Raw genomic sequence first — 20,518 nt, 5'->3', positions numbered from 1 at the left:
ACAGACGCCATGCACTCGGTACCCCCGATCGTCATTTCCCCCCCTTCGGCCAGCAGGCCGGCCACCGGGCCGAACACGACGGCCCCGTGGACGAGCAGGGCGTGGGCGGGCATCCCGTTGATCTCCATGGACCACCACGGTAGGGCCACCGGCGCCGATCGCACCTGAGGCTAGCCTGTGCGTTCGTGGCCACCCCCGACTTCACCGACGACCTCCGACTGGCCCACGTGCTGGCCGACGACGCGGACTCCCTGACGACCGCGCGCTTCAAGGCCCTGGACCTGCACGTGATGAGCAAGCCGGACCTCACGCCGGTCACCGACGCCGACCAGGCCGTCGAGGAGTCCATCCGCCGCACGCTGTCGCGGGTGCGGTCGCGTGATGCGATCACCGGCGAGGAGCAGGGCACCACCGGCAACAGCCAGCGCCGCTGGATCGTCGACCCGATCGACGGCACCAAGAACTTCGTGCGCGGTGTCCCCGTCTGGGCGACCCTGATCTCCCTGGTCGTGGACGACGAGGTCGTGGTCGGCGTCGTCTCCGCGCCCCAGCTGCAGCGCCGGTGGTGGGCCTCCGCGGGTGGCGGCGCCTGGACCGGCAAGTCGCTGCCTCGAGGACGTGCTGTCGCTGATGCGGCGGTGCTGGCGGACGCGCGCGTACGGCGACTTCTGGTCCTACATGCTCGTGGCCGAGGGCGCGGTCGACATCGCCGCGGAGCCCGAGCTCGAGGTCTACGACATGGCCGCCCTCGACGTGATCGTGCGCGAGGCGGGCGGCTCCTTCACCTCCCTCGACGGCAGCGCCGGCCCCTGGGGCGGCAACGCGGTGGCGACCAACACCCACCTGCACGACGCCGCGCTGGCCTTCCTCGGCGGGCTGCCCGACGACGCCGGGGACGACCCGGAAGTTGCCGGGGTGCGGGTCGGCGTGCAGCAGCCCGACGCGGTCGGGGCTGGTGAGCAGGAACCGCACGTAGCGCTCGCCGTAGCGGTCGCGGTCGTCCTGGCTGCCGTCGCGGATGAGGTCGGCCAGCGAGCCGGTGGACTCCATCCAGCTGCTCACGAGCACGCGCTCGGTCCCGTGCACGACGCTCGGCACGAAGATCTCGGCGTCGTCGGCGTACTCCTCGTGGAAGCGCTGCTGTGCGGCGGCCTCGAGCGTGTAGTCGAGCTCCTCGACCACCCGGTCCTCGAGCTCCTGCAGCAGCGCCTTGACGTCGATGCCCGGCGCGAGGACCCCGAGCAGCCGGGAGATGCGCGACAGCTGACGCAGGTCCGAGCGCAGCGCCTTCGCGGCACCGGGGTACTGCATCTTGACGGCCACCTCGCGTCCGTCGTGCCACCGACCGCGGTGCACCTGCCCGATGGAGGCCGCCGCGGCGGGCTGATCGCCGACCTCGACGAGCCGGTCGCGCCAGTCGCCGCCGAGCTCGGCGGTCAGCTGACGGTGCACGACGTCGACCGGCATGGGCGGGGCGGCGTCCTGCAGACGGGTGAGCGTCTCTCGGTAGGGCGCTGCGATCTCCTCGGGCAGCGCCGCCTCGAAGATGCTCATGGCCTGGCCCATCTTCATGGCGCCGCCCTTGAGCTGGCCCAGCACGCTGAACACCTGCTCGGCGGTGCGCCGCTGCACCTCGGTCAGCACGGCGTCGGCGGGCGCGCCGCCGATCCGCCGGCCCATGCCGAGGGCGGTGCGGCCCGCGAACCCGACCGGCAGGGCCGCGAGCTTCGCGCCACGCGTGAACGCCCCGACCGGGAGCGACGACCGACTCCGGCGGCCAGTGCCGCGGTCGTCCGTCGTGTCGTCCGGCTCCTGTGGCTCCACGTCTTCCAGGATAGGTGCCATCGGCTCAGGCGTCCCGGTGGAGCAGGCTCGTGCAGCCCTCGTGGACCGGGACCGGTTCGCGCACGACGTCGCGTCCGCGCAGGTGGAGCACGCCACCCACCGTCTCGGGACGATCCGGTCCGGCGCAGGCCGCCGTCTGCTCGGCGACCGCGGCGGCGAGGCGGTGCAGCAGGACCGGCCCCGGCGACGGTGGGGGAGCGGCGACGAGCGGGCGACCGAGCTGCCTCACCACCGCGGCCCACGTCGGGTCCGCGGCGGCGCGTGCGGCGTCGTGGCACCCGAGGCACGACGTGTTGCCCGCGACCGTCAGCGGACCGACGCGGGCCCAGTGCTCGTCGACCACGACGGGCAGGACCGGCAGACCGGTCTCGACCGCTCGCGCCACCCAGTGCCGGTCGGGCTCGCCGGCCGCGACCAGCAGGAGCAGCGCGGCGTCGCCGACCGGGTCGGGCCGCAGCCCCAGCGCGTCGACCGCGCCCGCCACGACCTGTGCGACGTGCTCGCTGCCCGCCCACGCCCGGATGCGGACCGAGAGGCGCGGCAGCGTGGGGGGCGGACCAGGCCGCAGCGCGCCACGGGCCACCAGGTGCTGCACGACCGAGCGCGGGTCGTCCTCGAGCTCCGGGACCCTCTCCCGGGCCAGTCGCTCGACGGACTCCAGGCTGCGACCGTCGAGCAGCCGGAGGAGGGCGAGGAGACCCGGTCGGTCGGTGAGCACCACGTCGGGTCGGCCGACGACGGTCAGTCGTCGCGCGTCACGACGCACGACGTCGGCTCCCGGGAGGAGGACGGGCCGCAACGTCATGACCGCCACCTTGCGGGGCTCGACGGGTGCGGACCAGCGGGCGTCCACAGCGCCCACGGAGGCATCCAGGGGGCCGGACGTGCGAGAGCCGGGCTCCCGAGGGTCTGCCTTCCCCTGCGGACCTGATTCGGGAGCCCGGCTGAGGACACCGTAGGGGTCCCAGAGGGGCGCGTCAACCGACTTGGCAGAACCGTTGTCCACTCCTGTGGACAAGTCTGTGGGGAAGATGTGCGCATCGCCGTCGGTCGGTGTGGACGGCCCGTGGACAGACGGGTCTGAGCCGGTGGAGACCGACGTTCCGACGGTACGGAACCGCCTCCTGACCTGCGACGGGACGGCCTCGACCACGCCCGGCGGATGTGGACGAAGATTCCTCGTCCGTCGGAGCCCTCGGCTACCGTCCAGGGCGTGGGTGAGGTGGAGATCAGGCGCAGCACGCGACGTCGTCGCACCATCCAGGCGTACCGCGACGGCGACCGCACGATCGTGCTCGTGCCCGCCCACCTGTCACCCGAGCAGGAGCGCGAGGAGGTCGCGCGGCTCGTGGCCCGTCTCGACGCCCGCGTCGCTCGGACCCCGGCCGGCGACGAGGAGCTGATGGCCCGCGCGCGCACCCTGTCGGATCGCTACCTCCAAGGTCGCGCGGTGCCCACCTCGGTGCGGTGGGTCACCAACCAGACGCAGCGCTGGGGCTCCTGCACCGCGGCCACGGGGGCCATCCGCATCTCCGACCGCGTCCGCGACATGCCCGACTACGTCGTCGACCACGTCGTCCTTCACGAGCTCGCCCACCTCATCGAGCCCAACCACTCCCCGCGGTTCTGGGCGCTGCTGGCGGACTACCCGCACGCGGTCAAGGCCGAGGGGTTCCTCGAAGGCGTGTCCTGGCAGCAGCGATGAGCGCCAGCGTGTCGGCATCGGTCGGCTCCACAGGATCGTCGACACCGAACCAGGCCACCGGGTCCTCGTCCTCGGCCACGACGGGCTCGGCGTCGACGGGGGCCACGGCGAGGAGCTGGACGTCGAGATGGTGGCCGCCGGGGGAGCAGAACGGCACGGCGTGCCGCGAGAGACGCAGCGGGTCGGGGTCGACCTGCAGGCCCGCGATGCCCGTCTCCTCCAGTGCCTCGCGTGCGGCGGCGTCGACCAGGCTCGCGTCGTCGGCCTCGCAGTGCCCGCCGGTCTGCAGCCACATCCCCGCCTTGCGGTGACGCACCAGCAGCACGCGCTGAGCGTCGGCCGTCATCACGAGCGCGCTCGCCGTCACGTGGTCGGGCCTGCAGGGGCGCAGCATCCCGTCAGGGTGCGCGGCGAGGTGAGCCAGGTACGCCACGCGCAGCCGTTCCTGGCCTGCGTCGGGTGCCGTCCAGGCCGCCAGCGTGCGCGTCGCGTCGGCGTGCAGGGTCACCGGGCGTCGCCGGTGCCGGGCTCGTCGTCGCGGCCCGGGGTGCCGTCGCCGGCCTCGCCGGACAGCAGCTCGTCGAGCGCGGCGTCGAAGTCGTCGTCGCCGGACTCGCCGCTCGCGAAGCCGAGCGGGTCGTCGAGGTCGGCCGCGGTCGGCATGAGGTCGGGGTGGGTCCAGGCGGCGTCTCGTGCGGCCGGACCCTGACGGTCGCGGACCGCGGCCCACAGGTTCGCGGCGTCGCGCAGACGACGCGGACGCAGCTCCAGGCCCACGAGCGACGCGAAGGTCTGCTCGGCGGGACCGCCGGTGGCGCGGCGACGGCGGACCGCCTCCGCCAGGGCCGGCGCCGACGGCATGTCGCGCGCGGCCTGCGAGACGACCTCGTCGACCCAGCCCTCCACGAAGGCGAGCAGCGTCTCGAGCCGCTCGACCGCGTGCTGCTGGCCGGGGGTGCGGCGCGGCTCGAACAGGCCGCCCTGCATCGCCTCGGCGATCGCCTCGGGACGGCTGGGGTCGATCTCGCGCACCTGCGCCTCGATCGCCTCCACGTCGATCTGGGTCCCCGCGCCGAACTCGTCGATGGCGCCGACCAGAGCCTGCTCGAGCCACGGTGCGTGCGCGAAGAGCCGGTGATGCGCGCACTCGCGCAGGGTGACGTAGAGCAGCACGTCGGCCGACGAGTGCTCGAGGCCCTCGCCGAACGCCTCGACGTTGTGCGGGAGCACGGCGGCCACGCGGCTCGGACCCATGGGCAGGCCGATGTCGGTCGACGACAGCACCTCGGTGGCCAGACCCGCGAGGCCCTGGCCGATCTGCTGCGCGAACATGGCGCTGCCGGCCTGGTTCAGCATCCCGATGAGCGGGCCGGCCATGGCCCGTGCCTCGTCGGGGATGGCCTGCGCGATCGCCCCCACCACGTTGTCGGCGATGGGCTCCATGAGGCGTCGCCACGAGGTGCCGGTGGCCTCGACCCACTCCGCGCGGCTCCACGCGACGGACGACGTCGTGGCGGCGGGGACGTCCGTGACGCGGTCGAGCCACGTCTCGGCGAGCCGGACGGCGTCGGCGACCGCCCCGACCTGACCCGCGTGCGGCGACGGGTCGGGGCCGGCAGCGGCGAGCGTGCGGCGCGCGACGTCGCGGGCGGTGTCGAAGTCGACGGAGCCGTCCTGCGTGGCGCCGCTGAACAGCTGCTGCATCTGCCCGAAGATCGCGCCGAGGTCGGGTGCCTGGCCGGCGGGCCCGCCGGCGGCGCCGGGGATCCCGCCGAGTGCCCCGAAGACCTGCTCGAAGGGCGTCCCGGCGAAGGGGTTGGGCTGCTGCGGCTCCCGGTTGTCCTCGGAGGAGGAGTCGTCGCGGTCGTCAGGTGTGTCGGCCATGGGGCCAGCGTATCGAGGCGGCCCCACGGGGTCGGGTCGTTCACCGCTGCCCGCGCTGGGCGGCGCAGCGCGGTCGCGCCGACTACGGTGGTGTCCCATGAGCACGGTCCGCCTGGTCGACGTCCGCGACACCGCCCTGAGCCTCGACGAGGTCTTCACCGCGGTGCGCGACCCGCACGCCGGCGGCGTCGCCCTGTTCGTCGGCACGGTGCGCGACCACGACGGTGGGCAGGACGTCAGCGCCCTCTCCTACAGCGCGCACCCGAGCGCGGTCGAGCGGCTGCGCGAGGTCGCGGAGCGGGTCGCTGCGGAGGAGGACGTCGTCGCGGTCGCCGCGGTGCACCGGGTCGGCGACCTGCAGATCGGCGACCTCGCGGTCGTCGTGGGTGTGTCCGCCGCCCACCGGGCCGAGGCGTTCGTCGGTGCCCGCCGCCTGATCGACGAGCTCAAGGCCGAGGTGCCGGTGTGGAAGCACCAGACGTTCGAGACCGGCGACGCCGTGTGGGTCGGGGCCTGTTGACCGGCGCAGTTGTCGTCGAACTCTAGGGTGGAGCCGTGCCCGACGACCCTGGACGAGACACCGCCGTGCCCGAGGGCGCCCCGCACGACCCTGACGCCCACCGGCTGGGGCGTCGCTACGTCACCCTGCTCGTCGCGGGCGTGAGCGTCGTCGCCCTCACGTGCGTGGCCTTCCTGCTGCCTGCCCCGTACGTGACCATGCGTCCCGGCCCCGCGTTCGACACGTTCGGCGAGATCGGCGGCCGGCAGATGTTCACGTTCGGCAAGGGCGTGAAGACCTACCCCGTCGACGGTGCGCTCGACTTCACCACGGTCTCCGTCACCCGCGCCGACACGCACGTGAGTCTCGGGTCGGTCGTCGAGGCCTTCCTCACCTCCGACGTGGCCGTCGTGCCGCGCGACATCGTCTACCCCGACGACGAGTCGGCCGCGGCGTCGAAGGCCGAGGGCCAGGCGCAGCTCACCAGCTCCAAGGACAGCTCGCTCGTCGTCGCGCTGAGGGCCGCCGGCTACCGGGTGGGCGAGCGCGCGTCCGTCGCCGCTGTCGCGCAGGACGGTGCCGCAGCGGGCAAGCTGCAGCCGAAGGACGAGATCACCGCCGTCGACGGCCGACGTACCTCGTCCGCGGCGTCAGTGGTCGAGGCCGTCGGCCGGGTGAAGCCGGGCGCGACCGTCACGCTCGACGTCGTCCGCGGCGGCACGCAACGCACCGTCGACGTGACCACCCGCCCCGACCCGCGCGACGCCTCCGTCCCGCGCGTGGGGGTCTCGCTGGGCACCGTCTACGACTTCCCGATCGACGTCGAGAACAACGTCGGCGACGAGGTGGGTGGCCCCAGCGCCGGCACCATGTTCGCGCTCGCGATCTACGACCGCCTGACGCCCGGCTCGCTCACGGGAGGGCGCACCGTCGCGGGCACCGGCACCATGAGCCCCGACGGCACCGTCGGCCCCATCGGGGGCGTGCGGCAGAAGATCGCCGGCGCCGCGGCGGCCGGCGCCAAGGTGTTCCTGGTGCCCGACGCGAACTGCGCCGAGGCCGCGCAAGGCTCCGACCACGGCATGACCCTCGTGCGGGTGGCGACCTTCGACGAGGCCGTCAAGGAGCTCACGGCGCTCGCCAAGGATCCCGACGCCCGGGTCAGGACGTGCTCGTGACGACGCCGGAGCAGGAGCCGCTGCCGTCCACCCCGTTGCGGCTGGCCGCGCTCGAGGTCGAGGCGCACGTGGCCGCGGACGGGTGGGACCAGGCGCCCCGCCTCTACGCGCTCGTGCGCACTGCCGCCCTCGTGGAGGCCGAGCCCTCGCTCGCGGCCCAGCTCGCCGTGCCGCTGCGCGACGCACCCGACGGCTTCACGACGATCGAGCAGGAGCTGCACCTCGCGGGTCGACCGCTCGAGGACGTGCTCGAGGAGATCCAGTGGCCTGACGCCGTCGACGGGTGCGCCGTCGTCGTCGAGCGCATCATGCTGCCGCCCGAGGCTGAGGAGGACCTCCCGTCCGACCCGGCCGCGGTCGCGGAGGCGGCCGCCCGCCACCCCGCCCGCCAGGACGTGCGCCTCGTGGCCGTCGTCGACCGAACGGGGGAGCGGCACAGCGCCGTGCGCGCCCGCACGCCCGCCGACGCCACCCTCCTCGAGGGCCCCGACCTGGTGCCCGGTCTGGTGCAGGCCCTGCTCCGCACCCTCGACCCGAACGCCTGACGTAGGCTCGCCCCACCGTCAGCCCCACCGCTGGACCCGACCCCAGAACGACACCTGGAGCCCCGTGAGCGACATCTTCGGTACCCCCCGTCCCCGACCCGAGCCGACGCCCGGCGGGGTCGACAAGCGCCGGAAGGTGCTCGTGCCCACGCTCGTCACGCTGGCGGCGCTGCTGTTCCTCGGGTCGATCTTCACGTCGGTGTGGACCGACCGGCTCTGGTTCCGCTCGGTCGACTACTCGAACGTGTTCACCACCGTGATCGTGAACCGGGTCGGGCTCTTCGCGGTGCTCGGCCTGTTGTTCGGGCTCGTCGTCGCCGCCAACGCGTGGCTCGCGCACCGGCTGCAGCCCGACACGCTGCCCATGCGCCGCGACGACCCCGCGTTCCGGTACCGGCAGGCGCTCTCGCCGGTCAAGCGTCCGGCGCTGATCGTGCTCGCCGTCGTGCTGACGGTCTTCGCCGGCTCCGTCGCGTCGTCGCGGTGGGAGACGTTCCAGCTGTGGCGCCACGGCACGTCGTTCGGCGAGCAGGACCCGCAGTTCAAGAAGGACATCGGCTTCTTCGTCTTCGACCTGCCCTGGTTCAACTTCCTGTCGTCGTTCCTGTTCGCGCTGGTGGTCGTCGCCGTCCTGGTGAGCGTCTTCGTGCACTACGTGTTCGGTGGCATCCGGTTCGCCGGACGCGGCCCGCGCTTCACGCGCGCGGCGCAGGTGCACCTGGCGGTGCTCGTCGGGTTCGGCGTGCTGCTGCGGGCCTTCGGCTACTGGCTCGACCGCTACAACCTCGCCGTCAACGGCTCCGGCCTGTTCACCGGCATCGGCTTCACCGACGCCAACGCGCGGATCCCCGCAGCGAACATCCTCATCGGCGTAGCGCTCGTGTGCGCCGTGCTGTTCTTCGCGTCCGTGTTCGTGAAGTCGTGGGTGCTGCCGGGCGTCGGGCTGGGCCTGCTGCTCCTCACGTCGGTGCTCATCGGTGGTGTCTGGCCCTACGTCATGCAGTCCTTCCAGGTGCGTCCCTCGGAGCCGGACAAGGAGGGCCAGTACATCGCCCGCAACATCGAGGCGACGCGCGAGGCGTACGACGTCGCCGACGTGGAGACCGAGGACTACACCGCGAACACGACCCTGACGCCGCAGGAGCTCAACGCGTCGGCCGAGTCGCGCGTCAGCACGCGTCTGCTCGACCCGACGCTCATCTCGCCCGCGTTCCAGCAGCTGCAGCAGGTGCGCGGCTACTACACCGTCCCGCAGACCCTCGACGTCGACCGCTACAAGCTGGGCGACGACGACATCCCGCAGGACGTCATCATCGCGGCCCGCGAGCTCGACCTGGGCGGCCTGCAGGACTCCCAGCGCAACTGGGCCAACGACCACACCGTGTACACGCACGGCTACGGCATCATCGCCGCGCGCGGCAACCAGCGCGGCGAGCAGGGTGAGCCCGTCTGGGTCCAGAAGGACATCCCGCCGGTCGGGGAGATCGAGACCGAGGTGCCGCCGCGGATCTACTTCGGCGAGAGCTCGCCGTCGTACTCGATCGTCGGACGACCCGAGGGCGCCGCACCGATCGAGGTCGACATCCCCCGCGGTGGCGGCTCGGGCAACGACGGCGCCGAGAGCGCCACGCAGAACACCTACGACGGCGAGGGCGGCGTGCCCGTCGGCAGCCTCTTCCACAAGGTGCTCTACGCGTTCAAGTTCGCCGAGCCCAACATCGTGCTGTCCAACCGCGTCAACGAGAACTCCAAGATCCTCTACGACCGGCACCCGCGTGACCGCGTCGAGAAGGTCGCGCCGTGGCTGACGGTCGACGGCGACACCTACCCGGCGGTCGTCGACGGTCGCGTGGTGTGGATCGTCGACGGCTACACGACGAGCAACAGCTACCCGTACAGCGAGCGACGTTCGCTGCGCCAGGCCACGGACGACACGCTGACGCAGGGTTCGTCGCAGGCCGCGCTCCCGACGGACAACGTCAACTACATGCGCAACTCCGTGAAGGCCGTCGTCGACGCCTACGACGGCAGCGTGAAGCTGTACCAGTGGGACACCCAGGACCCGGTCCTCAAGACGTGGATGAAGGTCTTCCCGGGTGTCGTCGAGCCGCGCTCGCAGATCGACCAGAGCCTGCTGGAGCACCTGCGCTACCCGGTCGACCTGTTCAAGGTCCAGCGCAACGTGCTCGAGCGCTACCACGTGACGGACGCGCAGACGTTCTACGAGGACGGCGAGCGTTGGCGCGTGCCCGAGGACCCGGCGACCCCGTCGGGTCAGCCGAAGTCGCTCCAGCCGCCGTACTTCCTGACGACGGCGCGTCCCGGCCAGGAGGACCCCGCGTTCTCGCTGACCAGCGTCTACCTGCCGAACAGCCGCCAGAACCTGGCCGCGTTCATGTCGGTGAACTCCGAGGCGTCGAGCGAGGACTACGGGAAGATGCAGATCCTGCAGCTGCCGAGCGACACGCAGGTACCGGGTCCGAGCCAGATCGCCAACCAGTTCAGCTCCGACCGCGGCGTGACGCAGGCGCTGCTGCAGTTCCGCCAGTCCGACGCACGGGTGCTCAACGGCAACCTGCTGACCCTGCCCGTGGGCGACGCGCTGCTGTACGTGCAGCCGGTCTACATCCGACGCACGGCGGAGGAGGGCAGCTACCCGGTGCTGCAGTTCGTGGCGGCGTCGTTCGGCGAGGAGGTCGGCTTCGGCCAGACCCTCGACGAGGCGCTGCGCGTGGCGCTCGGCCTCGCGGAGGGCTCCGTCCCCGACCCGGACGAGGAGTCCTCGGGTGGCGACACCGGTGGCAGTGGCGACGGTGGCGCGAAGACGACGCAGGAGTACCTGCGCGACGCCTCCGCCGCCTACTCCGCGGCCCAGAAGGCCCTCGAGGCCGGCGACCTCGCCGAGTACCAGCGTCGGATCAACCAGATGAACGCAGCGGTCGAGAACGCCCAGGACGCCCTGGGCCAGTCCGACCAGAGTGGCGGCGAGTAGGGGGCTCGACTCGCTCGGGCTACTCGACCGGCGAAGGTTTCGCTGGTCGAGTAGGCCGACCGGCGACGAAGGAGCTCGGTCGGACGTATCGAGACCACTCCAGACGGTCGCTGGGAGCCGGCTCGCGCTGGGCCGTTGCGGGGTGGTCTCGATACGCGCCGACGTGCTCGCTGGCGCTCGCCGTCGCCGCTACTCGACCAGCGGAGCGTTTTGCTGGTCGAGTAGTCGCCTCCGCCGAGGGACGAGGCGTGAGGTGACGTATCGAGACCACTCCAGGCGGTCGCTGGGGGTCGGCTCGCGCTGGGGCCGTTGCCGGGTGGTCTCGATACGCGCCGACGTGCTCGCTGGCGCTCGCCGTCGCCGCTCCTCGACCAGCGGAACGGTCCGATCCCTGCTCGACCAGGGACGCGGGGCTTCGGGGGCGGTGGCACTCTGGGGGGATGAGACGGGTCGGGTGGGTGCTGGTGGCGGTGGTCCTCGCGGGGTGCGGTGGCACCGGCGGGGGAGGGGGGAGCGGCAGCACGCCCTCGCCTGCGCCCTCGACGACTCTGCCTGACGACCCGACACCGACCTTGCCGGACGACCCGACGCTGCCCGACGACCCGACGCCGACGGGCAAGCCGTCGGCGGCTCTGCAGACCGTCACCGGTGTCGTGGAGCGTTCGCCGGAGGACCGGTGCGTCACGCTCGCCGCGACCGGTCGCACGTGGGTGCTCACAGGAACGGTCGCCGGCCTCGAGGCCGGCGACCGTGTCACCGTGCGGGGCCGGCCCGACCCCGACGCGACCACCACCTGTCAGCGAGGACCGGTGCTCGTCGTCGCCGAGGTCGAGCGCGGCTGACTACTCCTGCTCGTCCGTCGTCGACGCCGTCGCCTTCGGAGCGAGCGGCTGAGCCGTCTCCGGGGCGGTCGGCGTCGTGGTCGTCGCCGACGGGGTCGGCTCCGGGGCCGATCCGGTCACCCGGACCGTCCCGCTGCCGAGCACCGCACCCTCGGACGAGATCACCTGCATCTCACCGAACAGCGAACGACCTTCGGTCGGCTGCGCCGTGGGCTCCAGCGAGCCCTTGACGACCGCCGTGCCACCGCGTGCCAGCTGGACGGGCGTGTCGTCGACCGCGAGCGTGCCCAGCCCCGTGGAGTAGAACACGTCCAGGTAGTCGTACTCGGTGCTGCCGGCCGGGACCGCGTAGCCGTCGACGACGACGGTGTACCTGCCGGCGGCGGGGGCGTCCAGCGTGACCGACTCCTCGGAGTCGCCGTCCGCGGACTGGCCGGCCTGCGACCCGTCCGGGTTGAGGATGGCGAGGTCGAGGTCGGCGCCGGCGTCGGACGTGCTGCCGATGGTCGCCGTGAGGCTCGACGCACCCTCCGGGACGTCGACGGTGTAGGTCTGGCGAGCACCGTCGTCGATCGTCTTGCGCTCCGCGAGGGCGCTGCCCAGGTCGCCACCACGCGGCGTGACCGTGACCGGACCGAACGCGTTCTTGAGCGTCCACTCCAGGGCCGTCGCGCCACCGTCGGCCGCCGGGGCGACCTCCTGGGAGGCGGGGTCGACGGTGACGCCCTGGACCGCGGCGGTCAGCGTGAACGGGTTGTCGAGCAGCGGCGACGTGCGACGCGACTCCACCTCGATCTCCCAGACACCCGGCAACGGGTCGGCGTAGCTCCGCGACGTCGGCTTGCAGGCCTTCGCGTCGCTGAAGTTGGTGTAGCACGCCGTCGACGCCGTCGACTCGACCGGGACGCCGTAGGGGTTGATCGCGATGAACCGCGTCTGGCTGCGCGTGGCGATGCCGGACAGGTTCACCTGCAGCGCCTTGGCACCCTTCGGCACCGACACGAAGTACGACGTCGACCGGTTGCGCTGGACCGTGCCGCGGTTCTCCTTGGCGAAGCTCGGCGAGGTCAGGCCCGTGGACTGCACGACGGTCACCATGACGCGGTGGTCGACGACCGGGGTGGCCGGGTCGTCGATCTCCACGATGGCCGAGTGCGCACCCTGAGTCTTGGCGGTGGCGGTCACCGGCAGGCTCACCGTGCGACCCCGCGCGAGCGTGATCGAGGTGGGCGCGCGGAACGTGCCGTCGTTGCCGACGATGCGCACGGTGTGCTTGACCGACTTGTAGGTGCCGGACGAGCGCGTGATCTTCACGTCGTACTTCTTGGCCTTGTTCAGCGTCTGACCGCCCTGGTCGGCGGCGCAGCGGTTGTACAGGCCCGTGCCGCGACCCGGCTTGGCCAGGAAGTCCGACAGCGGGGTGCAGACCGGCGCGTCGGTGCGGTAGTCGGCCGTGACGGCCTTCTTCAGCAGCAGGCTCCACGCACCGGGCACGTTGAGCTGTCCCGTGCCCTGACCCGCGACCGTCTCACCGGAGAAGAGCTTCGCCGAGGAGTACAGCGCGTTGCGCAGCTGCTTGGGCGTCACCGGGACCTCCCGGGCGAGGGTGCCCGAGAGCAGCACGGCTGCCGCGCCGGCGGCCTGCGGCGAGGCCATCGACGTGCCGTTGAACATCGCGTAGCCGACCGGAAGCGTGTAGCCGGCCTCCTTGAGGTCGGGCTGCTTGAGCCACTGGGGCACGGTCGAGATCGCCGAGCCGGGGGCCGCGATGTTCGGCTTGAAGTCGCCGGACTCCGTCGGGCCACGCGAGGAGAACGGGTGCAGCGCGAGCGCGGCCGAGACGACCGAGCCGTAGTTGGCCTTCCAGGTCTCCTTGGAGATGGACGACGCGACGCTCACGACCTTGCCGGCCACGGACGGGTCGCCGATGGTGTTCAGGCCCGGGCCGCTGTTGCCGGCGGAGATGAACAGCTGCACGCCGTAGTCGTCGATCAGACGGTCGTAGACCGTGGCACGGGCGTTGTTGGCGTCGTTGAGCGCGGGCAGGCCGCCGATCGACATGTTGACGACGTCGACACCGCGGTTGGTGACGAGGTCGACCATGCCGTCGAGCAGGGCCGCGGCGGTGCAGCCGCCGCCCCACGTGCACGCACGGCTCGAGACGATCTTGGCGCCGGGCGCCTGGCCGTTCATGGCGCCACCGAACAGCGAGTGACCGGCGGCGATGCCGGCGACGTGGCTGCCATGGGCGTCCTCGACGATGCCGATGTTCACGAAGTCGGCGGTGCCGGGCAGGCCGGCGGGCGCGAGGCTGACGTCCTCGCGGTACTCGACGGTGAACGGCATGCGCTCGACGACGTCGGTCGACGGGTCGTCGGTGCCGAAGTGGCCGACCTGGAACTTCTCCTTGTACGGGCGCATGAGCTCGTCGTCGGAGAAGACGTTGTCCTGGTTCGCATCGACCCAGATGTCGTGGGTCGTCTCGTCGTAGAGGATGCCGAACCGGTCGGTGGTGTCGCCGTCGCGGTTCACGTCGCCGCCGGGCTCGCTGCCGGCGGTGATGCTCTCGCTGAAGCGGTTGACGCGGAAGGTGCCCTCACGCGGCGCGGTCCAGGTCTGGTCGGCGTAGGTGAACGTCGGGGTCGCCTTCACGGAGGTGAGCATGGCCCGCCACGTGCTGTCGTCGTCGAGGAGCGGGTCGGTGCCAGTGACCCAGTCGACGATCTTGCGCTCGCCGGTGCTGGTCTCCTGCAAGGCCGGGTGGTCGAGGTCGACGCCGGAGTCGATGATGCCGATGGTGACGCCGCGGCCGTCGTACTTCGGGTTCTTCGCGACGAAGTCGGTCGTGCCGGTCTCGCGCGTGGGCATGTACGGGTTGGCGTCGGGGGTGCTCGCGCCGGGCGCGCTGCTGGGCGCGGAACCGTCGGCGGAGACCTTGCCGGGGGCAGGGTCGTCGATCGGGATGGTCTCGTCGAGGTCGACGGCGTCGACCTTCGAGAGTGCGGCGACCTTCTCGACGCGCGAGGTGGGCACGCTGGCGCGGACGTAGCCGAGCTTGTCGTCGACCTTGCCGATCCAGGCGCCCGACGACTCCAGGGCGTCGACGACGGCCCCGGTGGCCTTGCGCTGGGTGGCGATCATGACGGTGACGCGCTTGTCACCGTTCTGCCGGGCCTCGGCGAGCAGCTCGCGGTCGGGCTGGCCGAGCTTGTCGCCGGCCGGCGCGTCCTTGACCTCGTCGGTCTGCGCGGCCCGCTCCGGGGCCTGCTCGACCTTGGACCGCGGCTCGTCGTTCGCGGCGTTCGCTGCGCCCGCCGAGGTGATGGCGAGCGCGAGCGCGATGGTGGAGGCGGCTCCTGAACGGAGCAGCCGTGTGCGGCGTGTGCGCAAGGTGGTGCGTCCTCTCTGCTACCGGACCGTGGACCGGCGTCCCCCCGTGGGACAAGGCGTGCCCGCCCTGGGAGGGGCGAGGCATGGGAGACAGTCTCACCCCGTGCCTGCTGGTGCGCCAGGGCTGACGGACCTGCAATTGCGGGCTTAACCGTTTCGTCACCTTGGCGACGACGACGCACGAAGCCCCTCCCGGAGTGGTCCGGGAGGGGCTCGGTGCGTGTCGTCCGCCGGGGCGGAGCGAGGTCAGCGCTGCAGGAAGTCGAGCAGCACGCGGTTGAGCTCCTCGGCGTGGCTCACGTTGAACCCGTGCGGGCCGTCGGCGACGACGTGGACGGTGGCGTCCTTCACCGTCTCACCCGTGCGCTTGCCGGAGACCTCGAACGGCACGACGGCGTCGCTGTCGCCGTGGATGACGAGCGTCGGCACGTCGATCTTCTCGAGGTCGTCACGGAAGTCGGTGGTGCCGAAGGCCTCGACGCAGCCGAGCATGGCCGTCGTCGACGCGGGCTCGACGAGCGCGATGGCCTCCTGACGCTGGGCCTCGGTGACCTTGAGCTCGTCGTTGGCGCTGAAGAAGTTCGTGGTGAACTCCTCGAGGAAGCCGGCACGGTCGTTGCTGACGCCGTCCTTGAAGCCCTGGACGTCCTCGGGCGTGAGGCCGCCGTCGGGGTTGTCGTCGGTCTTCAGCAGGTACGGCGGGACGGCGCCGGCGAACACGGCCGAGTGGATGCGCTCGGAGCCGCGCGAGCCGAGGTAGCGGGCCACCTCGCCGCCGCCCATCGAGAAGCCGACGATGGTCGCGTCGGTGACCTCGAGCAGCTCGAGCAGGCCTGCGAGGTCCTCGGTGAACGTGTCGTAGTCGTAGCCGGTGTCGGGCTTGTCGCTCGCGCCGAAGCCACGGCGGTCGTAGGTGATGACGCGGTAGCCGGCCTCGGTCAGGGCCGGGACCTGCTCCGACCAGGACGCGCCGCTGAGGGGCCAGCCGTGGATGAGGACGACGGGGCGGCCGTCGCCGCCGGAGTCGGTGTAGCTGATCTGGATGCCGTTGGTCTCGAGCGTGCTCATGGGATGTTCCTCCGTGGGTGTCGGGGATCGTGCGCTCTGGCTCCTTCGAGTCTGGTCGAGCAGGCCGACGGCGCAACTCGAACGTGCACGATGTGGTCGTATGCGATGTAACTCCTGGTCTCACCTCGTGGATGGATGCCCCTGGTTTGCCGCGCGCGGATGCCAGGACGGACGTACGCTCGCCGTGACGCACACCACACGGCCGCCAGGGTCGTCACGGTGGGGCGCGAGGCCGGGGAGGCGGACCGATGGCTGACTCACTGATCGAGAGGTCGACCGTGCTGCGTCGCGTGCGTGCGGTCGGCAAGGCGTTCACGACGCCGCTGCACCCCGACGACTACCTCAAGCTCATCAACCCGCTGTGGTCCGCGCGCGAGCTGCGCGGCCGCGTCGAGCGGGTCGAGCAGGTCACCGACCGCTCGGCGACGCTCGTCATCAAGCCCGGCTGGGGCTGGTCGTTCGACTTCCAGCCCGGCCAGTACATCGGCATCGGCGTGGAGATCGACGGCCGGTTCCACTGGCGGTCCTACTCGTTGTCGTCGGCGCCCGTGCGCTCGGAGGGCACCGTCGCGATCACCGTGAAGGCGATGCCCGAGGGCTTCCTGTCCGAGCACCTGGTCAACGGGCTCGCGCCGGGCACGATCGTCCGGCTGGAGTCGCCGCAGGGCGACTTCGTGCTGCCCGACCCGCCGCCGGCGAAGATGCTCTTCGTCGTCGGCGGCAGCGGCATCACCCCGGTGATGTCGATGCTGCGGACCCTCGACCGTCGCGGCTCCGTGCCCGACGTGTTCCTCGCCTACTCCGCGGTCGACGAGGACGACATGATGTTCCTCGACGAGCTGCGCGAGCTCGCTTCGAAGCACGACCGCTTCACGTTCCACGAGCGGTTCACCGACCGCGACGGGTTCCTCACGCCCGACCGGCTGGGCGAGGTCTGCCACGACTGGGCCGAGCGCGAGACGTGGGCCTGGCGCCACCGAGACCGACGCCGAGGGCGGCACGATCACCTTCGGCGACACGGGCAAGAGCGTCGAGGTCGACGGGGCCACGACGCTGCTGGAGGCCGGCGAGCAGGCCGGCGTCAACATGCTGTTCGGCTGTCGCATGGGCATCTGCCACACGTGCGACGTGCCGCTGCTCAGCGGCCGCGTGAAGGACCTGCGCAGCGGCGACGAGCACACCGAGGGCGAGTACGTGCAGACCTGCATCAGCGTCGCCGCCACCGACTGCACGCTCAAGATCTGAGGAGACACCCATGGCCTACGCCGACGTGCGCGAGTACACCCACCTCACCGACGAGGAGGTGGAGGCGATCGGGCGAGAGCTCGACGAGATCCGCGCCGAGGTCGAGGCGAGTCGCGGTCAGGCCGACCGCGACTACGTCCTGCGCATCATCGCGCTGCAGCGCCGGCTGGCGGCCGCCGGGCGCATCACCCTGTTCGCGAGCCTGTTCCCACCCGCCTGGCTGCTCGGCACGGCGCTGCTCTCGTCGGCCAAGATCCTCGAGAACATGGAGATCGGCCACAACACGATGCACGGCCAGTGGGACTGGATGAACGATCCCGAGGTGCACTCCAGCAGCTGGGAGTGGGACACCACGCAGCCGGCGGAGCAGTGGAAGCACTCGCACAACTACATCCACCACCAGTTCACGAACGTGCTCGGCCACGACAACGACGTGGGCTACGGGATCCTGCGGATGAGCCGCGACCAGAAGTGGACGCCCTACAACCTGGGCCAGCCGGTCTACAACGCCCTGCTCGCGCTGTTCTTCGAGTACGGCGTGGCGCTGCACGACCTCGACATCGAGGCGATCCGCAAGGGCGAGAAGGACCCGAAGCTGCTCAAGCGCCAGCTCAAGCAGATCGGCGACAAGATCGGCAAGCAGGCGCTGAAGGACTACGTCGTCTACCCGGCGCTGACCGGTCCGGCGTTCCTCAGCACGCTGACGGCGAACATCACGTCGAACCTCGTGCGCAACGTGTGGGCCTACATGATCATCTTCTGCGGGCACTTCCCCGACGGTGCGGTGCACTTCACCGAGGAGGAGCTCGAGGACGAGACGCGCGCCGAGTGGTACCTGCGCCAGATGCTCGGGTCGGCCAACTTCGAGGGCGGCAAGCTCCTGCACATCATGAGCGGCCAGCTGGGCTACCAGATCGAGCACCACCTGTTCCCCGACCTGCCCAGCAACCGGTACGCCGAGATCTCGGTCAAGGTCAAGGACATCTGCCAGCGCTACGGCATCCCGTACACGACGGGTCCGCTGCACAAGCAGTACGGCCAGACGCTGCGCACGATCATGAAGTTGTCGCTGCCGAACCGTCGCACGAAGGACAACCCGGCGCCGCCGGCCCCGCGCACGCGGCGGCTGCGCGACGACGAGCGTCCCGGACGGCGTCACGAGCTGGGCCGTTGGACGAACGCGGCCGCCACGTCGTGAGCGACGGTGTGGTGACGGCGGCGTCGGGCCCGGTGGTCGAGGGCTCGGCGCTGCCGTTCGCGTGCGTGGACGACGAGGGTCGTGGGACGCACGAGAAGGTCGTGAAGAAGCAGGCCATTCGCTGCTCCCTGAGCCGGATCTGCGGGGTGTGCGGCGAGACGCTGACCCGCCCGGTCGCGTTCGTCGGCACCCCCGACGAGGCCCTCGACGGGGAGTTCGCGTTCCCGCCGTGCCACGTGGCCTGCGCCCGCCAGGTCGCCGCCGACCCGCGGCAACGGCTCGGTCACGCGGAGCAGCCGCACCGCTGGGTGCTGGTCAGCACCGCCGGCTTCGACCTCGTGCGCCCGGCTCGGCGCGGCGACCCGGTCTGGTTCCGACCGAACTCGGTGCTCGAGCGCGAGACGCTCTGAGCCTCAGGCCGCCAGCGCGCCGCGGATGAGGTAGCGGTCGCCTTCCTGCGTGAGCAGCAGCGTCAGAGCCTGGGTGCGCCGCACCCCGCCGATCTCGTAGGAGTAGGTGTAGGTGACGCGCATCTGGTCGGGGTCGGAGCGCACGGCCTCGACGCGCACGTCGCTGACCCGTCCCCAGAAGTCGGTGTAGCCGGTGATGCCGCCGCTGGCCTGCTGGTAGGACGCCGTGAGCAGCTGGAAGCCGCGCTGCGGGTCGCTGGCCGCCGTCTGGACGTAGTCGGTCGCGAACTTCTCCAGGCGCTGCTGTGCCGTGACCGGCGGTGCGGCTGAGGCCGCCGCGGCGACGGGGGCGCCGTCGTCGCCCGTGGTCGCCAGCACGCCGGCGCCGGCCGCACCGAAGGCGACGAGGGCTGCGGCGGCGACGAGGATCGTGCGACGGTCGCGTCGACGTCGTCCGCCCCGGCGGCTGGTCGGGGGCGGCAGGGTCGGGGGAGCGGTGACGACGTCGCGGGTCGGCGGCGCCTGCGTGACGGCGGTGCGGCGTCCGTCGGGGGTGGGGATCGTCGCGGTCGACTCGCTCGCTCCGGCGGTCGCGGCGCGCGCGACGGCCAGGTCGGCCAGCGCGGACCGGTGGTGGCCGAGGCCACCCGGCTGCGCGAGGGTCTGCAGGAGGTCGGCGATCTCGCGCATCGTCGCGCGGTCGGTGGGGTCGTGGCGGGTCGCGGCGGCAACCACGGGAGCCAGCGGGTGGTCTGCGGGCAGCGCAGGCGCCGGCGCGTCGAGGATCTTCTGCACGGCGGTGATGACGTCGTCTCCCTCGACGTCGTACGGCACCGAGCCGGTGACCACGCGGTAGACCGTGATGCCGAAGGCCCACACGTCGCCCGCGGCAGTGGCGGTGGAGCCCCGGGCGATCTCGGGGGAGAGGTAGGCGGGAGAGCCGGTGATGAGGCCGGTGCGCGTGAGCGCCTCGTCGTCCTCGCGACGGGCGATGCCGAAGTCGCCGAGCTTCGCGACGTCGTCGCCGGTGACGAAGACGTTCGACGGCTTCACGTCGCGGTGCACGAGCCCGTCGGCGTGGGCCGCGGCGAGCGCGTCGGCCACCTGCGCGAGGAGGCGGGCGGCCCGCTTGAGGTCGAGGGGGCCGTCGTGGGCGAGGTCGGCGAGCGTCGGCCCGTCGACGAGCTCCATGATGAGCCACGTGAAGTCGCCGTCGTCGGCGAGGTCGTAGACGGAGACGACGTGCGGGTGGTGGACCCGCGCCGCCAGCCTCGCCTCCCGCTCGGCGCGTGCGGAGTCGACCTCGTCGGAGCCGGGGGAGAAGCCCAGTCTCTTGAGGGCCACCCGACGGTCGAGAACGGTGTCGTGGCCTGCCCACACGCTGGTGGAGCGACCTCGACCGATCTCGCGCTCGAGCCTGTACCGTCCTGGGATCACCGACGACTCCTTTCCACACGACGGTAGGAGCGGATCGACGGTCCCGCGAGTCGAGATACCCCCTGTGAGCGTCGTCTCACACCCCCGATTTGGATCCCCGTTCACCGTGGCGTAATGTTCTACGTGCGACGCGGGGTGGAGCAGTTCGGTAGCTCGCTGGGCTCATAACCCAGAGGTCACAGGTTCAAATCCTGTCCCCGCTACCAAGAGGCCCGGGATTCTCACGAATCCCGGGCCTTGTCTTTTGCTGACGCGTGACTCCGCGCTGACTCACCACGAA

General features: G+C 71.7%; 15 protein-coding genes, 1 tRNA gene and 3 pseudogenes. 12 read left to right on the top strand and 7 right to left on the bottom strand.

Annotated features, from left to right (window positions below):
- Window positions 1–185: 185 nt before the first annotated feature.
- Window positions 186–870: pseudogene (locus A6Q81_RS10035) on the top strand (inositol monophosphatase family protein); the annotation flags it as partial.
- 87 nt (window positions 871–957) lie between these two features.
- On the opposite strand, the pseudogene A6Q81_RS10030 reads toward A6Q81_RS10035, so the two are convergent.
- Window positions 958–1,467, bottom strand: a pseudogene (locus A6Q81_RS10030) (AarF/UbiB family protein); the annotation flags it as partial.
- Window positions 1,468–1,849: 382 nt separating this feature from the next.
- Window positions 1,850–2,707 carry a hypothetical protein gene (locus A6Q81_RS10025; RefSeq protein WP_158509184.1) on the bottom strand — a complete coding sequence of 286 codons (858 nt, stop codon included), beginning with the start codon at window positions 2,705–2,707 and terminating at the stop codon, window positions 1,850–1,852.
- Window positions 2,708–3,058: 351 nt separating this feature from the next.
- Between A6Q81_RS10025 and A6Q81_RS10020 the strand changes: the two genes are divergently transcribed.
- Window positions 3,059–3,550, top strand: a complete 492-nt coding sequence (locus A6Q81_RS10020) for a M48 metallopeptidase family protein (RefSeq protein WP_317698584.1) — start codon at window positions 3,059–3,061, stop codon at window positions 3,548–3,550.
- Here the strand turns inward: A6Q81_RS10020 and A6Q81_RS10015 are convergent.
- Together A6Q81_RS10015 and A6Q81_RS10010 are read right to left on the bottom strand one after the other, a co-directional pair.
- Window positions 3,504–4,058, bottom strand: coding sequence for an NUDIX hydrolase (locus tag A6Q81_RS10015; protein WP_067855906.1), 555 nt, complete (start codon window positions 4,056–4,058; stop codon window positions 3,504–3,506). The genes A6Q81_RS10020 and A6Q81_RS10015 overlap by 47 nt on opposite strands.
- Window positions 4,055–5,434 carry a zinc-dependent metalloprotease gene (locus A6Q81_RS10010; RefSeq protein WP_083516291.1) on the bottom strand — a complete coding sequence of 460 codons (1,380 nt, stop codon included), beginning with the start codon at window positions 5,432–5,434 and terminating at the stop codon, window positions 4,055–4,057. The genes A6Q81_RS10015 and A6Q81_RS10010 overlap by 4 nt, the downstream gene beginning before the upstream one ends.
- 97 nt (window positions 5,435–5,531) lie before the next feature.
- Here A6Q81_RS10010 and A6Q81_RS10005 point away from each other — a divergent pair, with 97 nt between their 5' ends.
- The 5 genes from A6Q81_RS10005 to A6Q81_RS09985 all read left to right on the top strand — a co-directional run bounded on the left by A6Q81_RS10005 (window position 5,532) and on the right by A6Q81_RS09985 (window position 11,490).
- On the top strand, window positions 5,532–5,954 hold the full coding sequence (locus A6Q81_RS10005; protein ID WP_067855909.1) for a molybdenum cofactor biosynthesis protein MoaE: 423 nt from the start codon (window positions 5,532–5,534) through the stop codon (window positions 5,952–5,954).
- Window positions 5,955–5,989: 35 nt separating this feature from the next.
- On the top strand, window positions 5,990–7,111 hold the full coding sequence (locus tag A6Q81_RS10000; RefSeq protein ID WP_286690352.1) for a YlbL family protein: 1,122 nt from the start codon (window positions 5,990–5,992) through the stop codon (window positions 7,109–7,111).
- Window positions 7,108–7,656: a PPA1309 family protein gene (locus A6Q81_RS09995; RefSeq protein WP_286690351.1), complete on the top strand. Its 549-nt coding sequence runs from the start codon at window positions 7,108–7,110 to the stop codon at window positions 7,654–7,656. The genes A6Q81_RS10000 and A6Q81_RS09995 overlap by 4 nt, the downstream gene beginning before the upstream one ends.
- Window positions 7,657–7,720: 64 nt before the next feature.
- Window positions 7,721–10,648: a UPF0182 family membrane protein gene (locus A6Q81_RS09990; protein ID WP_286690350.1), complete on the top strand. Its 2,928-nt coding sequence runs from the start codon at window positions 7,721–7,723 to the stop codon at window positions 10,646–10,648.
- 572 nt (window positions 10,649–11,220) lie between these two features.
- The gene (locus tag A6Q81_RS09985; RefSeq protein ID WP_286690349.1) at window positions 11,221–11,490 is read left to right on the top strand and encodes a hypothetical protein; all 270 of its coding nucleotides are present in this window, start codon (window positions 11,221–11,223) and stop codon (window positions 11,488–11,490) included.
- Here the strand turns inward: A6Q81_RS09985 and A6Q81_RS09980 are convergent, their stop codons facing one another.
- Window positions 11,491–14,880 carry a S8 family serine peptidase gene (locus A6Q81_RS09980; protein WP_286690348.1) on the bottom strand — a complete coding sequence of 1,130 codons (3,390 nt, stop codon included), beginning with the start codon at window positions 14,878–14,880 and terminating at the stop codon, window positions 11,491–11,493.
- 246 nt (window positions 14,881–15,126) lie between these two features.
- Window positions 15,127–15,948, bottom strand: coding sequence for an alpha/beta fold hydrolase (locus tag A6Q81_RS09975; protein WP_286690347.1), 822 nt, complete (start codon window positions 15,946–15,948; stop codon window positions 15,127–15,129).
- A 248-nt stretch (window positions 15,949–16,196) separates the two neighbouring features.
- Between A6Q81_RS09975 and A6Q81_RS17230 the strand changes: the two are divergent.
- From A6Q81_RS17230 to A6Q81_RS09955, 4 genes and pseudogenes are all read left to right on the top strand, one after another.
- A pseudogene (locus A6Q81_RS17230) lies at window positions 16,197–16,766 on the top strand (ferredoxin reductase); the annotation flags it as partial.
- A 184-nt stretch (window positions 16,767–16,950) separates the two neighbouring features.
- Window positions 16,951–17,193: a 2Fe-2S iron-sulfur cluster-binding protein gene (locus A6Q81_RS09965; RefSeq protein WP_353681413.1), complete on the top strand. Its 243-nt coding sequence runs from the start codon at window positions 16,951–16,953 to the stop codon at window positions 17,191–17,193.
- Between the two features lie 10 nt (window positions 17,194–17,203).
- The gene (locus A6Q81_RS09960; protein WP_067855927.1) at window positions 17,204–18,391 is read left to right on the top strand and encodes a fatty acid desaturase family protein; all 1,188 of its coding nucleotides are present in this window, start codon (window positions 17,204–17,206) and stop codon (window positions 18,389–18,391) included.
- Window positions 18,388–18,801, top strand: coding sequence for a hypothetical protein (locus A6Q81_RS09955; protein WP_144433687.1), 414 nt, complete (start codon window positions 18,388–18,390; stop codon window positions 18,799–18,801). The genes A6Q81_RS09960 and A6Q81_RS09955 overlap by 4 nt, the downstream gene beginning before the upstream one ends.
- Window positions 18,802–18,804: 3 nt before the next feature.
- On the opposite strand, the gene A6Q81_RS09950 is transcribed toward A6Q81_RS09955, so the two are convergent.
- Window positions 18,805–20,238: a serine/threonine-protein kinase gene (locus tag A6Q81_RS09950; RefSeq protein ID WP_286690345.1), complete on the bottom strand. Its 1,434-nt coding sequence runs from the start codon at window positions 20,236–20,238 to the stop codon at window positions 18,805–18,807.
- A 129-nt stretch (window positions 20,239–20,367) separates the two neighbouring features.
- Here A6Q81_RS09950 and A6Q81_RS09945 point away from each other — a divergent pair.
- Window positions 20,368–20,444, top strand: a tRNA-Met gene (locus tag A6Q81_RS09945).
- Window positions 20,445–20,518 lie beyond the last annotated feature (74 nt).

Origin of the sequence: Aeromicrobium sp. REDSEA-S38_B2 (genome assembly GCF_001628525.1) — a bacterium.
Classification (GTDB): Bacteria; Actinomycetota; Actinomycetes; order Propionibacteriales; family Nocardioidaceae; genus Aeromicrobium; species Aeromicrobium erythreum.
This window is presented reverse-complemented; position numbering and strand designations above follow the sequence as displayed.

Excerpts from the sequence above, each read along its gene's own strand:
- A6Q81_RS10010 (WP_083516291.1), bottom strand. The coding sequence starts at position 5,434 with ATGGCCGACACACCTGACGACCGCGACGACTCCTCCTCCGAGGACAAC.
- A6Q81_RS10005 (WP_067855909.1), top strand. The coding sequence starts at position 5,532 with ATGAGCACGGTCCGCCTGGTCGACGTCCGCGACACCGCCCTGAGCCTC.
- A6Q81_RS09975 (WP_286690347.1), bottom strand. The coding sequence starts at position 15,948 with ATGAGCACGCTCGAGACCAACGGCATCCAGATCAGCTACACCGACTCC.
- A6Q81_RS09960 (WP_067855927.1), top strand. The coding sequence starts at position 17,204 with ATGGCCTACGCCGACGTGCGCGAGTACACCCACCTCACCGACGAGGAG.